Source organism: Bradyrhizobium sp. HKCCYLRH3073 (assembly GCF_051167995.1).
GTDB lineage: Bacteria > Pseudomonadota > Alphaproteobacteria > Rhizobiales > Xanthobacteraceae > Bradyrhizobium.
This window is the reverse complement of sequence record NZ_JBNPUD010000001.1, coordinates 174,962-188,798: the sequence shown is the minus strand read 5'-3', so window position 1 is coordinate 188,798 and position 13,837 is coordinate 174,962. Positions and strand designations below refer to the sequence as shown.

At 67.4% G+C, this 13,837-nt stretch carries 11 protein-coding genes; 2 read left to right on the top strand and 9 right to left on the bottom strand.

Annotation, left to right across the window (positions count from 1 at the left end; genetic code table 11):
- From ACQR1X_RS00840 to ACQR1X_RS00820, 5 genes are all read right to left on the bottom strand, one after another.
- Positions 1 to 768: an SDR family oxidoreductase gene (locus tag ACQR1X_RS00840; RefSeq protein ID WP_315804462.1), complete on the bottom strand. Its 768-nt coding sequence runs from the start codon at positions 766 to 768 to the stop codon at positions 1 to 3.
- An 86-nt stretch (positions 769 to 854) separates the two neighbouring features.
- Positions 855 to 2,051, bottom strand: coding sequence for a mannonate dehydratase (gene uxuA, locus ACQR1X_RS00835; RefSeq protein WP_434839147.1), 1,197 nt, complete (start codon positions 2,049 to 2,051; stop codon positions 855 to 857).
- A 33-nt stretch (positions 2,052 to 2,084) separates the two neighbouring features.
- On the bottom strand, positions 2,085 to 2,810 hold the full coding sequence (locus tag ACQR1X_RS00830) for a GntR family transcriptional regulator (RefSeq protein ID WP_316218658.1): 726 nt from the start codon (positions 2,808 to 2,810) through the stop codon (positions 2,085 to 2,087).
- An 18-nt stretch (positions 2,811 to 2,828) separates the two neighbouring features.
- Positions 2,829 to 4,691, bottom strand: coding sequence for a TRAP transporter large permease (locus ACQR1X_RS00825; RefSeq protein WP_434839148.1), 1,863 nt, complete (start codon positions 4,689 to 4,691; stop codon positions 2,829 to 2,831).
- A gap of 254 nt (positions 4,692 to 4,945) precedes the next feature.
- Positions 4,946 to 5,962 carry a TRAP transporter substrate-binding protein gene (locus ACQR1X_RS00820; RefSeq protein WP_434874146.1) on the bottom strand — a complete coding sequence of 339 codons (1,017 nt, stop codon included), beginning with the start codon at positions 5,960 to 5,962 and terminating at the stop codon, positions 4,946 to 4,948.
- Positions 5,963 to 6,131: 169 nt separating this feature from the next.
- Here ACQR1X_RS00820 and ACQR1X_RS00815 point away from each other — a divergent pair, with 169 nt between their 5' ends.
- Together ACQR1X_RS00815 and ACQR1X_RS00810 are read left to right on the top strand one after the other, a co-directional pair.
- Complete coding sequence (locus tag ACQR1X_RS00815; RefSeq protein ID WP_434892947.1) at positions 6,132 to 7,142, top strand: Zn-dependent oxidoreductase; 1,011 nt, start codon at positions 6,132 to 6,134, stop codon at positions 7,140 to 7,142.
- 9 nt (positions 7,143 to 7,151) lie between these two features.
- The gene (locus ACQR1X_RS00810; protein WP_434892946.1) at positions 7,152 to 8,633 is read left to right on the top strand and encodes a mannitol dehydrogenase family protein; all 1,482 of its coding nucleotides are present in this window, start codon (positions 7,152 to 7,154) and stop codon (positions 8,631 to 8,633) included.
- Positions 8,634 to 8,675: 42 nt separating this feature from the next.
- Here the strand turns inward: ACQR1X_RS00810 and ACQR1X_RS00805 are convergent, their stop codons facing one another.
- The 4 genes from ACQR1X_RS00805 to ACQR1X_RS00790 form a co-directional block, all read right to left on the bottom strand.
- Positions 8,676 to 10,091: an FAD-binding oxidoreductase gene (locus ACQR1X_RS00805; RefSeq protein ID WP_434892945.1), complete on the bottom strand. Its 1,416-nt coding sequence runs from the start codon at positions 10,089 to 10,091 to the stop codon at positions 8,676 to 8,678.
- 118 nt (positions 10,092 to 10,209) lie between these two features.
- Complete coding sequence (locus tag ACQR1X_RS00800; RefSeq protein ID WP_434893004.1) at positions 10,210 to 11,859, bottom strand: ATP-binding cassette domain-containing protein; 1,650 nt, start codon at positions 11,857 to 11,859, stop codon at positions 10,210 to 10,212.
- 74 nt (positions 11,860 to 11,933) lie between these two features.
- Entirely contained in the window at positions 11,934 to 12,794 is an 861-nt protein-coding gene (locus tag ACQR1X_RS00795; protein ID WP_434892944.1) for an ABC transporter permease, read from the bottom strand.
- Between the two features lie 2 nt (positions 12,795 to 12,796).
- Positions 12,797 to 13,828 carry an ABC transporter permease gene (locus ACQR1X_RS00790; protein ID WP_434892943.1) on the bottom strand — a complete coding sequence of 344 codons (1,032 nt, stop codon included), beginning with the start codon at positions 13,826 to 13,828 and terminating at the stop codon, positions 12,797 to 12,799.
- Positions 13,829 to 13,837 lie beyond the last annotated feature (9 nt).

The window sequence follows — 13,837 nt, the reverse complement described above, 5'->3', positions numbered from 1 at the left end:
CTACATCGCCGCCAGCATGCCGCCATCGACATAGATGGTCTGGCCGTTGACATAGGTCGACGCCTCCGAGGCCAGGAAGATCGCAGTGCCGACCAGCTCGTCCGGCCGGCCCCAGCGCTTCGACGGGACGCGCGACATCAGCCAGTTATTGAAGTCGGGGTTGCTCATCAGCGCCTGGTTCATGTCGGTGAGCATGTAGCCCGGTCCGATTGCATTGGCCTGGATGCCGTGCGCCGCCCATTCGACCGCCATCGCGCGGGTCAGGTTGCGGATGCCGCCCTTCGCCGTGGTGTAGGGCCCGATGGTCGGCCGTGCCAGCTCGCTGCCGAGCGAGCCGATATTGATGATCTTGCCGCTCTTGCGCGGGATCATGCGTTTGGCCGCCTCGCGCCCGATCACGAAGGCGCTGGTGAGGTTGGTCTCGATGACGCGGCGCCACTCATCCGTGGTGAACTCGACCAGCGGCTTGCGGTGCTGGATGCCGGCATTGTTGACGAGGATGTCGATCGCGATCCCCTCGGCGTCGAAGCGCGTGAAGGCGCCGACGACGGCGTCCTCATCGGTCACGTCGAACGGACAGGCCTCGGCCTGATGGCCCGCGGCGCGGAATTCTTCCACGGCAGCCAGGGTACGCGCGGGGTCGGTTCCGTTAATGACGAGCCGCGCCCCCGCCTTGGCAAAACCCTCCGCGATGGCGCGGCCGAGGCCGCGCGAGGAGCCGGTCACCAGTGCGGTCTTGCCGGAGAGATCGAAGAGCGAGGTCGACATTTGTTCAACTCGAATGGGCAAATGCGGGCCGGCATCCTCGGCCACGGGACGCGCGCTGACAAGCGGGTTGTCCGGCACCGGCGGGATCAGACCGGCAAGCGGTTAATGGCCGCCACCGCGGTCATGACCCCGCGGATCTCGGCGAGGCCCTTGAGGCGGCCGACCAGCGGATAGCCCGGATGGGTGCCGCGGCCGATGTCGTCGGCGAGCTCATGGCCGTGGTCGGGCCGGAACGGGATCCGCCAGTCCGGCTCGCCTTCCGCCTTGCGCCGGGCCTGCTCCTTCAGCAAGGTCGTCACGACCGCGACCATGTCGACGTCGCCGCGCAGATGCTCCGCCTCCATGAACGAGCCGTCGAGCATCTTGGTGACGTTGCGCAGGTGCACGAAGCGGATGTGCGGCGCGAACCGCTCGGCGAGCGCCGGGACGTTGTTGTGGCCGCCGGCGCCGAGCGCGCCGGTGCAGAAGGTGAGGCCGTTGGCCTTCGACGGGGCGGCATCGACGATGAACTGCAGATCCTCGGCTGAGGACACCACGCGCGGCAGACCGAACAGGTCACGCGGCGGATCATCGGGATGGACACAGAGGCTGACGCCGCATTCCTCGGCCGTAGGCACCACCTCGCGCAGGAAGCGCGCGTAGTTGGCGCGCAGCTCGGCATGGCCGATGCCGCGATATTTCTCCAGCATGCGGCGCAGACCGGGCACGTCATAGCGGTCATAGGCGCCGGGCAGCCCGGCCATGATGGTCGCGAGCAGCCGGTCCTTGTCGGATTCGGACGCCTGCGCCACCCAAGCCTTGGCGCGGTCGAGCACGTCGGCGGAGAACTCCGCCTCGGCGCCGGGCCGCTGCAGGATGTAGCAGTCGAACGCAGCCAGACGATCCATATCGAAGCGCAGCGCCGTGGCGCCGCCCGGCAGACGGAAGGCGAGCTCGGTGCGGGTCCAGTCCAGCACCGCCATGAAATTGTAGCAGACGGTGGTGACGCCGCAGGCGGCGAGGTTGCGCAGCGACTGGCGGTAGTTGTCGAACAAGGACGTCAGATCGCCCTCGCCCAGCTTGATGGCCTCGGAGACCGGCAGGCTCTCGACCACGCTCCAGCGCAGCCGCAGCGATGAATCGCCTTCAATCACGCCGATGCGCTTGATGATCTCATCGGTGCTCCACACCACGCCGTAGGGGATGTGATGCAGCGCCGTCACGATGCCGGTCGCGCCGGTCTGGCGAACCTGCGGCAAAGTGATGGGATCATCGGGTCCGAACCAGCGCCACGTCTGTTCCATGTCGTCACCTTCCAAAATGAATCACGCGCGCGATCAGCGCCGCCGCCGTGCCCGCGTCCGCGACTCGGCCTGCGCCATCTCCTCCTGCCGGGCAAAGATGCCGTCGGCGCGGCGAAACACCTCGCGCAGATGCCGGCGCATCGCCGCGACCGCCTGGGCCTCGTTGCAGGCGGCCAGCCCGTCCAGGATCTCCTGATGCTGCGCGATCAGGAGCGGAATATGGCCGGCGTCCTCGATCAGGGTGAGATGGCGGACGCGGTCGAAATGGATCTTGGTCTGGCGGATCACCTGCCAGACATGCGGATGCCGGCTGGTGCGGGCGATGGTCTGATGAAACGCCTCGTCATGGGCGTAGAACTCCGCCGGCGTCGCCGCCGCCTTCTGCTTGTCGATCAGCTCGGTCAGCTCGCGCAGCGCCGTCGCATCGATGTAGCGGACGGCCTCGGCAACCAGCGCGCATTCGAGATGCTCGCGGATGAACTGCGCCTCGCCGAACGCCTCGCGCGACACCGGCGCCACCACGCTGCCGCTCTGCGGATAGATGCGCACGAGGTCGACATCGGCGAGCTTGATCAGCGCCTCGCGCACCGGCGTGCGGCTGACGCCGAGCCGCTCGCACAGGTCGAGCTCGGCCATCGGCGTGCCCGGTGGCAGCGCGCCGGACACGATGTCCTCGAGCAGCCGCTCATAGACCTGGTCGGCGAGCCGCCGGCCGGCCTTGCCCTCCAGGCGCGTCAATGGTGTCAGATCGTCATCCATGACGGCAGTCTACCCGATTCACAGGAAGCCGATCGAGATCCACGGCAGGAACACGATTAAGAGCAGCGCAACGACGAGTGCGGCGAGATGCGGCCAGACGTGGCGGATGACCTCATCCGGCGAGGCGCGGCCGATGGCGCAGGCGAGATAGAAGCCGACCCCGAAGGGCGGCGTGAACAGGCCGAGGCCCATCGCGAACACTGCGATGATGGCATAGTGCACCTCGTGCACGCCCATCATGCGCGCGATCGGGAACAGCAGCGGCCCGAACAGCACCACCGCCGGCACGCCTTCGAGCACGCTGCCGAGCACGACGAAGGCGAGCGCCGAGATCAGCAGAAAACCCCAGCGGCCGCCCGGCACGGCGACCATGAGGTCGACGAGCTGCTGCGAGAAGCCGGACTGCGTCAGCGCCCAGGCCATGCCGGTCGCAGCCCCCACCACCAGCAGAATCGCGCCGGACAGCGAGGCCGTATCGACCAGGATGGGATACACCCGCTTCCAGTCGAACTGGCGATAGACGAAGATGCCGACCAGCACCGTGTAGATGACGCCGATCGCCGCGACCTCGGTCGCGGTGGCGACGCCCTCGACCACAGCCGAGCGGATCACGATCGGCAGGCCCAGGCCGGGGATGGCGATCGCGAACAGCCGCAATCGCGTCCTGGCATCGAAGCGCTGCGCGCCGCTCATGTCCTCCTTGCGGGTCTGCATATAGACCACGACGGAGAGCGCGATCAGGCCGACCACCGCCGGCAGCAGCCCGCCGGTGAACAGCGCGGCGATCGACACGCCGGTCACCGAGCCCACCGTGATCAGCACGATCGACGGCGGGATCGTCTCCGACATCACGGCCGAGGCGGAGAGCAGCGATACCAGGTCGCCTTCCGAGCTGCCACGCTGCTTCATCTCCGGAAACAGCGCCGGCGCCACCGCCGCCATGTCGGCCGCCTTGGCACCGGAGATGCCGGAGACGAGGTACATCGCGCCGAGCAGCACATATTGCAGGCCGCCGCGCAGATGGCCGATGAGCGAAACCAGGAACAGGATCATCGCCCGCGCGAGTCCGGCGATCTCGATCAGCGCGCCGAGCAGCACGAACATCGGGACCGCCAGCAGCACCATGTGCGACATGCCCTCGCTGACCCGGCCGGGAACGATCAGGACCGGCACGGTGGTGCTGAAATGCAGATAGGCCACGGTGGCGAGCAGGAAGGTGAAGGCGATCGGCGTGCCGATCACCATGGCGCTGGCGACGAGCACAAAGAAGAAGATGAACAGATTGTAGTTGCCGAGCTCCTCCAGCACAGGCGCGGCGGCATAGAGCGCCCCTGCACCGGCGAGCACGAGGGCCAGAGCGCCGACGATCTGCATGAGGCTCGCCTGCTGGATCAGCCGGTCGACCGCGGTCAGCAGCATCAGCAGCACGCCGACCAGCATCGCGGCCTCGCGATAGCCTTCGCTGATCTCGAGCACGGGCATCTGGCTGATCAGGTGGCTTTCGAGGTGGTGCCAGGACGGCATCACCAGCGCCACCAGGACGGTGCAGACCAGCATCAGGCCGAGCGCATCGGTGCGCGCCCGCCACGCCGGCGACAGATTGCGGACGAAGGCGGTGAGCCGCATGTGCTCGGCGCGTCGCAATGCGACGACGGCGCCGAGCATCGCCAGCCACATGAACAGCACGGTGGCGAGCTCGTCCGACCAGATCAGCGGCGCATTGAAAACGTAGCGCGCGGCGGTCGCCGCGCCGAGCAGAACGAGTTCGGCGATGACGATCGCCGCAGCCAGCGCCTCGACGGCGCGGCCAAGCAGATGATCGAAGCGCGCGAACGCGCCATGCGACGGCACCGAGGTCGTCGCTGTCATGTCAACGGCCATTGCATCCTCCCCGGCTCACACAGGCCGACCGTATTTTCCACCGATCGCAGCTGAAGTCGAAACTACTCTGGCCTCATGGTTCTCAAGGCGATGCAATTGCATCGCCTGAACGCGTCGCAAGGCCGACGCTCCTCACCATGAGGGGCAGGATCTCACCGCAAAATCAGCCCTCGTCCTGAGGAGCCTGCCGGAGGCAGGCGTCTCGAAGGACGGTGGCAGGCACGCTGTCGACTACGCGGTCTCTCACGCAAGTCTCACAGCTGACCGACGGATTTCTCCAGCAGCCCCCACGCCTCGGTACCGAACTTGGTCTTCCATTCGGTGTAGAAGCCGGCGGTGCGCAGCGCATCGCGGAACGGCTTGGTGTCGACCTTGTTGAAGGTCACGCCAGCGGCCTGCATTTCCGCCTGCGCCTTGTCGTTGAAGCTCTGGATGTCCTGGCGCTCCTTGACGGCGGCCTCCGACAGCGCCGCGGTGACGGCGTCACGGACGTCGGCAGGCATGACATTCCAGCGCGCTGCATTGGCGAAGATGTAGTGGCCGTCCCAGATATGGCCTGATAGCGCGATGTACTTCTGCACCTCGTAGAGCTTGGCGCTCTGGATCAGCGCCAGCGGATTCTCCTGGCCGTCGACGATGCGGGTCTGCAGGGCCGCATAGAGCTCGCCGAAATTGATCGGCGTCGGCGCCGCGCCGAGCGTCTTGAACAGCGTCACCCACAACGGATTGCCGGGCACGCGGATCTTGAAGCCCTTGAGGTCGTCGGGCGAGGCGATCGGCTTCGCACCGGACGTGATGTTGCGATAGCCGTTGTCGAGGCATTTCGGCAGCACGTGCAGGCCGACCTTGGCGAACTCGCCGCGCACATGGTTGCCGAGATCGCCGTCCATCGCCGACCACACCTGGTCGTAGCTCTCGAACGCGAAGGCCACCGCATTGATGCCGCCGATCGGCACCACCGTCTGGTTCACGCCTGACGTCGACATGAAGTCGAGCGCGCCGCTGCGCACCTGTGAGAACATGTCGGGCTCGCTGCCGAGCTGGCTGTTCGGATAGACCTGCAGGTCGACCAGACCATTGCTCTGCTTCTTGATGACCTCCGACGCCTCGATGATGCGGACGACGCCGGGATGGGTGGCGGGGAACGCCGTGCCGTAACGCAGGCGATACTTCGCCGATTGCGCCCGGGCGGGTGCGAACGCCAAGGCCGAGGCTCCCGCGAGCGCGGTGCCGACGAAGCTGCGACGAGACATGGATGTGGGCAAAGACACTGGCAAACCTCCCCTGCCGGCCCGCTGCGGGGCCTTTGTATGTCATTCCTGTATCTCAAGCCTATAAGGGATACCAAATAAGCTTTCAATAGAAAACTTGTATCCAAGTTTTTGGGTTGCTATACGATGGCAGCCCGCGGTCGAGATGGCGAGAAGGATGGAGGAACGCGTGAAGAGCCTCGTGGTGGAGCGGCCCGGCCGCCTGTCGATCGAAACACGCCCCGTTCCCGAGCCTTCGACGGGCGAGGTCCGCATCAAGGTCGAGCGCGCCGGCATCTGCGGCTCCGACATCCACATCCTCCACGGCAGCAACCCGTTCGCGCGCTATCCGCGCGTGATCGGCCATGAATTCTTCGGCAGCATCGACAAGCTCGGCGACGGTGTCAGCGCACGGCTCGGCGCCCGCGTGGTGGTCGATCCCGTCGTCGCCTGCGGCCACTGCTACCCCTGCTCGGTCGGCCGCCCCAATGTCTGCGCCCATCTCGCCGTGCTCGGCGTCCACCGCGACGGCGGCTTTTCCGAATATGCCTGCGTGCCGGCGGCCAACGCGCATCTGCTGCCGGACAGCGTCGACGACGACAAGGCGCCGCTGGTCGAGCCGTTCTCGATCGCCGCCAACATTACCGACCACACCCGCGTGTTCGCCTCAGACGTCGCGCTGGTCTACGGCGCCGGGCCGATCGGGCTGACCGTGATCCAGGTGCTCAAGCACGTCTACGGCGTGAAGCAGCTGATCGTCACCGACCGCATCGATGCCCGGCTCGAAGCGGCGCGGCACAACGGCGCCGACCGCGTCATCAACACCGCCAGGACCGCCCTGCCCAAAGCCCTCGCCGCGGCCGATGTGACGCCGACCTTGATTGTCGATGCCGCCTGCCATCCCGCCATTCTCGCCGAGGCCATCGAGATCGCCTCGCCTGCCGCACGCATCGGCCTGCTCGGCTTCTCGGCCGAGCCGTCGACGATCGTGCAGCAGAAGGTCACCGCGAAGGAGCTCGCGATCCACGCTTCCAGGCTCAACAGCGGCAAGTTCGCCAAGGTCATCGACTGGTTCGCCAGTGGCGCGCTGCAGCCGGAGCGGCTGATCACCCACCGCTTCGGGCTCGGCGCCTACGCGACCGCGTTCGACACCTTCGAGCACAACCAGACCGAATGCTGCAAAGTGCAGCTGATCTTCTGAAGTCCCGGCATGGATCGTCTCAGCCCCGCAACGCTTCCCCGCCTGCCCGCCGGCATCATCAAGCCGGATTACGACCGCGCAGCAATCACAACCGGTATCGTCCATCTCGGCCTCGGCGCGTTCCATCGCGGGCATCAGGCGGTCTACACCGATGCGCTGCTCAAGCACGATCCGCGCTGGGGCATCCTCGGCGTCTCCCTGCGCTCGCCGGACACCCGCGATGCGCTGGCACCGCAAGGCGGGCTCTACAGCGTGACGGCGAGCGACGGCGCCGGCCGGCAGCGCCGCATCATTGGCGCACTCACCGGCCTTGCGGTTGCGCCCGAGGATCCGGCGGCCCTTCTGGCACGCCTCGCCGATCCCGCCATACGCATCCTCTCGACCACCGTCACCGAGAAGGGCTACAGCCACGATCCGGCGACCGGCGCGTTGCGCGTCGACGATCCCGACATCTTGCACGACAGTCTCAACCTCGGCCATCCCCGCAGCACGCTCGCCTTCATCGTCGGCGGCCTGCAACTGCGGCGACAGCGCGGCCTGCAGCCCTACACGGTGCTCGCCTGCGACAACCTTCCGGCCAATGGCCACACCTTGCGCGGTCTGGTGATCGCCTTCGCCGGGCTGGTCGATCGCGATCTCGCCGCATGGATCACGGACAACATCCGCTTTCCCTCGACGATGGTCGATCGCATCGTGCCTGCCACCACCGATGCCGACCGCGCCGACGTCGGCGCCGCGCTCGGCCTCGATGATGCATGGCCCATCGTCACCGAGCCGTTCAGCCAATGGGTGATCGAGGATGATTTCGCCGGCGCGCGCCCCGCCTGGGACGTCAGCGGCGCACAGTTCGTGCGCGACGTCGCCCCATTCGAGCTGATGAAGCTGCGCCTGCTCAACGGCGCGCACTCGACAATCGCCTATCTCGGCTATCTCATGGGCTGCGAGACCGTCGCCGCGGCCATGGCCGAGCCCGAGCTGGCCGGCCTCGTCGAGGACATGATGCGCGAGGAGGTGACGCCGACGCTGCCCGCGCTCGGCGGCTTCGACGTCGCAGCCTATCGCGCCGCGCTGCTGCAGCGCTTCCGCAATCCCGCGCTCAAGCACAAGACCGCGCAGATCGCGATGGATGGTTCGCAGAAGCTGCCGCAGCGTCTGCTCGGCACCATCGGCGACCGCCTCGCCCGCGGCCTTCCCATCACCCGGCTTGCGCTCGCCGTCGCCGGGTGGATCCGCTACGTCAGCGGCACGGACGAGCGCGGCCAGCCGATCGCGCTGCGCGATCCGCTGGCAGCGCAGTTGCGCGCGCTCGCCGACGAGGCCGGCCCGGTCGCCAGCCGGCTCACGCCGGCGCTGCTGTCGCTCACCTCGGTGTTCGGCAGCGAGCTGCCACGAGACCCGCGCTTCGAGTTCGCAATCGAAACGGCCCTGGACGATCTGTTCCAGAAGGGTACCCGTGCCACGGTGGCGGAGACGCGACGGGCCGCCCGCTGAACATCGGCTTGGACGCAGCTCCGGCTCCGGCGACCGCCGACATCAGCCGCCTGGCAGCAGCTTGCCGGGATTCATCAGGCCGTGCGGATCGAGCGTGCGCTTCAGTTGCAGCATCAGCTCCAGCTCGAGCGGCGGCTTGCACAGCGGCATCTCTGCCGTGCGGAGCTGGCCGATGCCGTGCTCGGCGCTGATCGAGCCGCGGCGGCGGGTGATTTCGTCATGGACCAGGCGGGTGATGCGCGGACCGTACCGATAGAACTCGTCTTCGCTCATGTCGAGCGGGCGCATCAGATTGTAGTGCAGGTTGCCGTCGCCGAGATGGCCGAACACCATCGGACGGATGCCGGTCAGCGCCGCGCCGACCGCAGCGTCCATGACCGTGACGAAATCGGCGATCTCGGCGACGGGCACCGAGATGTCGTGCTTGAGCGCCCTGCCCTCCCGGACCAGAGCCTCGGAGACGCTCTCGCGCACCCGCCAGAACGCCTTGGCCTGGGTGCCGTCCTGGGCGACGACGGCGTCGGAGGCGAGCCCTTCCGTCATCGCGGCGGCCAGCGTGGTTTCGAGCCGTGCGGTCAGCGCGGCTTCCTCGCCGATATCGCTCAGCTCGATCAGGACAGCAGCCTCGGGAAGTGCAGCGAACGGCAGCCGTATATCCGGCATCTGGCGCAGGATCATCTCGAGCGTTGCCGAGGTCAGGAACTCGAATGCGGTGAGGCGATCGCCACAACGCGCGCGCGATAGCCGCAGCAGGTTCAGCGCGGCGGCCGCATCGGCGACCGCGACGAACGCGGTGGCGCGTGCGGTCGGCCGCGGAAACAGCTTCAACACGGCGCCGGTGATGACCCCCAGCGTGCCTTCGGAGCCGATGAAGAGATCGCGCAGCGCATAACCGGTGTTGTCCTTGCGCAAGGCGCGCAGGCCGTCCCAGATGCGGCCATCCGGCAGCACCACTTCGAGCCCCAGCGTCAGCTCGCGCATCACGCCATAGCGCAGCACGGCGACGCCGCCGGCATTCGCGGCGAGATTGCCGCCGACGGTGCAACTGCCCTCCGAGCCGAGGCTGAGCGGAAAGAACAGGCCGGCCTCGCGCGCCGCGTCCTGCACCGTCGCCAGCACGATGCCGGCGTCGACGACGATGGTCTGGCCGACGGGATCCACCGCTCGGATGCGGTTCATCCGCGACAGGGACAGCACGATCGCCCGGCCGCTCGCATCCGGAGTCGCGCCGCCCGACAGGCTGGTGTGTCCGCCCTGCGGCACGACGGCCACGCGGGCGGCGGCACAGGCCTCCATCACGGCCGCGACCCCGTCCGTCGATCCCGGCCGAACCACCGCCAGCGTGGCCCCGTGATATTTGCCGAGCCAGTCGTGCAGATAAGGCGCCTGATCCTCGGCCGCGACGAGAACATGCGCGACACCGACGAGGCGTTGCAGGCGTTCGATCAGCTCCGTCATGACGCGCGCTTCGATGGCTCCAGAGGCTGCACTTGCGATGCGCACAAACTAACAGGACAGTGCCTCGCGTCCCCAATACCGAGTTGTCCGCCACCCATAATCGAATGTTATGGGCGGCTCAGGCGGACGCGAAAGCCACCGGCGGGGCGATATGCGGGACGGCGTCGACCAGCTCGCGCGTGTAGTCGGTCTGCGGATTGGCGAACAGCGCCCGGCTCTCGCCCTGCTCGATGATGAGACCTGTGCGCAGCACGATGGTGCGGTCGCACATCATGCGCACGACATTGAGATCGTGGCTCACGAAGAGGAAGGCGAGGTTGTCCTCGCGCCGCAGCCGGTTCAGGAGCTGCAGCACCACGGCCTGCACGGAGACGTCGAGCGCCGCGGTCGGCTCGTCCAGCACCAGCAGCCGCGGCTTGCAGGCAATGGCGCGGGCGATGCCGACGCGCGCCTTCTGCCCGCCGGAGAGCTGATGCGGAAAGCGCGACAACAGCTCGCGCGGCAGGCCGACGCGATCGGCGCATTCCTCGACGCGCTGGCGCAGTCTGTCGCCTGAGCGCATGTTCATCAGCCGCAGCAGCGGATGGGCGATGCAGTCGAACGCCGTGTAGCGCGGATTGAGGCTGTCGTTCGGATCCTGGAAGACGATCTGGATGTCCTTGCGCAGCTCGCTCGCGTGAAAGTCGCGAGCCGGAATCTGGCCGATCGCCTGGCCGTCGAACAGGATCTCGCCGGCGCTGGCGTCGATCAGACGGCAGATCATCCGCGAGGTCGTGCTCTTGCCGGAGCCGCTCTCGCCGACGAGACCGACGCTCTCGCCGCCGCGCATCGTCATCGAGAAGTCGGCGACGCCGACCGTACCGTCGTCGAAGCGCTTGCTGACGCCCTTGACGTCGAGCAGCAGCGGCGTGCCGTGCGGCAGCGGCGGCAGCTCCGTCACCGTGACCAGGGGAATTTTTTCGCCGTCCGGCACCAGATCCTCGACACGCGAGGTTGCCGTCGGCGAGGCCGCAACGAGGCGCTTGGTGTAGGGATGCTGCGGCCGGTGGAACAGCGTCAACGGCGCGGCCTCCTCGACCAGCCTGCCCTGCTCCATCACGACCACGCGCGCGCAATAGCGCGCGGCAAGCCCGAGATCATGCGTGATCAGGATCGTCGCCATGCCGCGCTCGGCGGCGATCTTCGCAAGAAGATCCATGACCACCTTCTGCGTGGTGACGTCGAGGCCGGTGGTCGGCTCGTCCGCGATCAGCAGCTGCGGGCTGCAGGAGATCGCGATTGCGATCATCACCCGCTGGCACATGCCGCCGGAGAGTTCGTGCGGATAGGCGCCCATGCGGCGCCCGGGATCGCGGATCTGCACGGCCTTCAGCAGCGACAAGGCCTCCGCATGCGCCTCCTGCCGCGACAGCCGGCGATGGGCGAGGATCGCATCCGCGATCTGCTGGCCGATGGTGCGGATCGGGTTGAGCGCGGCACGCGGATTCTGGAAGATCATCGCCATGGCCGCGCCGTGCAGGCTGCGCAGATCGGCACCGCCGGCCCGGGTGACGTCCTGGCCCTTGAAGCGGATGCAGCCATCGGTGATGCGGCCGGCCTTGTCGAGCAGATGGGTGATGGCAAAGCCGGTCACCGATTTGCCGGAGCCGCTCTCGCCGACCAGTCCAAGCATCTCGCCCGGCTGGAGCGACAGCGACACGCCGCGCACCGCCTCGACGAGCCCACGGCGGGTCGAGAAGGTCACTTTGAGATTCTCGACCTCGAGCAGCGGCTTGGAAATATCAGGCGCCGTCACGTCCGCATCCTCGGATGCGCCCCAGCTATTTGTGTTCTGACGAGACATCATGTGCGCATCCGGGGATCCAGGATGTCGCGCAGGCCGTCGCCGAGCAGATTGAAGCACAGCACGGCGCTCATCAGCGCGAAGCCGGGAAACGCCACCAGCCACCAGCGCCCGGTGGAGATGAAGCGGGCGCCCTCGGCGACCATGATGCCCCATTCCGGCGTCGGCGGCTTGACGCCGAGGCCGATGAAGGAGAGGCCCGCGGCATTGAGGATCGCCCAGCCGAGATTGAGCGACATCTGCACCGCCATCGCCGGCAGCACGTTCGGCAACAGGAAGCGCAGCACGACAGCAACATGGCTCTCGCCACAGGCACGCGCGGCCTCGACCCAGCCGAGATTGCGGCGGATGTTCACCTCGGCGCGGGCGAAGCGGATGTAGAACGGCAGGTTGATGATCGCGGTCGCGATCACGATGTTCTCGACGCGGTTGCCGAGCGCCGCGACCATTGCCATCGCCAGCACGAACAGCGGAAACGCCATCAGCACGTCGACGAAGCGGCCGACCGCCTTGTCGAGACGGCCGCCGGCATAGCCGCACAGCGCACCGATGACGGAGCCGAGCGCAAAGGACACCGCGACCGCCGTCACCGCGATCGTGAGGTCGAGCCGGCTGGCGACGATCAGGCGGCTGAGCACATCGCGGCCGAGCTGGTCGGTGCCGAACCAGTGCGCGGAGCTCGGCGGCTGCAACGCGGCAGAGACCTCGGACGCAACGGGATCGTAAGGCGCCAGCCACGGCGCAAGGACCGCGATCAGCGCCAGCAGCAGCGCGCCGCCAGCCGCGACGGCGGTGACCGGATTGCCGCGCAGCACGAAGGCCGTGTGGCGCAGGGTCGAGGCGGTCTCTATCGTGCTCATGCTCACGCCACCGTCGCCCTGGGATCGGCGATGCCATAGAGCACATCGACCAGGAGATTGACGATCACGAAGATCGTCGCCATCAGCAGCACGAAGCCCTGTACCGGCGCGTAGTCGGAGACCAGCAGCGCATCGAGCGCGTAGGAGGCGACGCCGGGCCAGGAGAACACCTTCTCCACCAGCACGTTCGCGCCCAGCATGGTCGAGAACACGATGCCGGCGATGGTGATGACGGGAAGGATCGCGTTCCTCAAGGCATAGGTGACGACGATGCGCCACCACGACAGCCCGACCGAGCGCGCGGTGCGGACGAAATCGCTGCCGAGCGAGACCAGCATCGAGGCCCGCGTGATGCGCGCCAGCGGCGCGATCACGAACAACGCCATGGTCAGCGCCGGCAGCATCAGCTGCCGCGCCGCCGCCCAGCAGCCCTCGACATCGCCTGCGAGCAGGAAGTCGATGATCAGGAAGCCGGTGCGCGATGGCGGCATCGTGGTGAAGATATCGATCCGCCCTGTCGGATCCGGCGCGAAACCGAGCAGATAATAGAACACGTAGATCAGCAGGAGCCCGGAGACGAAGGTCGGCACGCAGACGCCGAATGAACAAAATAGCCGGACGCCGTGATCGACCAGCGAGCCCGGCCGCAGCGCAGCCAGCACGCCGAGCGGCACCGCCGAGACCAGCGCGATCAGCAGCGCCGTCAAGGTCAGCTCCAGCGAGGCCGGCAGTCGCTCCTTGAGATCCTTGGCGACCGGCTGCCCGGTCATCATCGAGCGGCCGAGGTTGCCGCGACCGACATCATAGAGGTAGATCGCGAGCTGATTCGGCAGCGGCTTGTCGAGCCCGAGCTGCCGGCGGATGACCTCGATCTCCTCCTGGCCGGCATTGGGGCCGGAGGCAAAGAACACGGCCGGATCCCCCGGCAGCACGCGCATCAAGAGGAAGGTGAAGACCAGGACACCGAACAGTGCCGGCAGCGACGAGACGAAACGCCGTCCCGCCCGCAGCAATGTTGCGCCGATCGTGCCCATGGTCCTCAG

What these genes read in the sequence shown, in the direction of transcription:
- ACQR1X_RS00830 (WP_316218658.1), bottom strand. Translation starts at nt 2,810, where the DNA reads ATGGATGACGATCTGACACCATTGACGCGCCTGGAGGGCAAGGCCGGC.
- ACQR1X_RS00825 (WP_434839148.1), bottom strand. Translation starts at nt 4,691, where the DNA reads ATGGCCGTTGACATGACAGCGACGACCTCGGTGCCGTCGCATGGCGCG.
- ACQR1X_RS00795 (WP_434892944.1), bottom strand. Translation starts at nt 12,794, where the DNA reads ATGAGCACGATAGAGACCGCCTCGACCCTGCGCCACACGGCCTTCGTG.
- ACQR1X_RS00790 (WP_434892943.1), bottom strand. Translation starts at nt 13,828, where the DNA reads ATGGGCACGATCGGCGCAACATTGCTGCGGGCGGGACGGCGTTTCGTC.
- ACQR1X_RS00810 (WP_434892946.1), top strand. Translation starts at nt 7,152, where the DNA reads ATGGATCGTCTCAGCCCCGCAACGCTTCCCCGCCTGCCCGCCGGCATC.
- uxuA (WP_434839147.1), bottom strand. Translation starts at nt 2,051, where the DNA reads ATGGAACAGACGTGGCGCTGGTTCGGACCCGATGATCCCATCACTTTG.
- ACQR1X_RS00840 (WP_315804462.1), bottom strand. Translation starts at nt 768, where the DNA reads ATGTCGACCTCGCTCTTCGATCTCTCCGGCAAGACCGCACTGGTGACC.
- ACQR1X_RS00805 (WP_434892945.1), bottom strand. Translation starts at nt 10,091, where the DNA reads ATGACGGAGCTGATCGAACGCCTGCAACGCCTCGTCGGTGTCGCGCAT.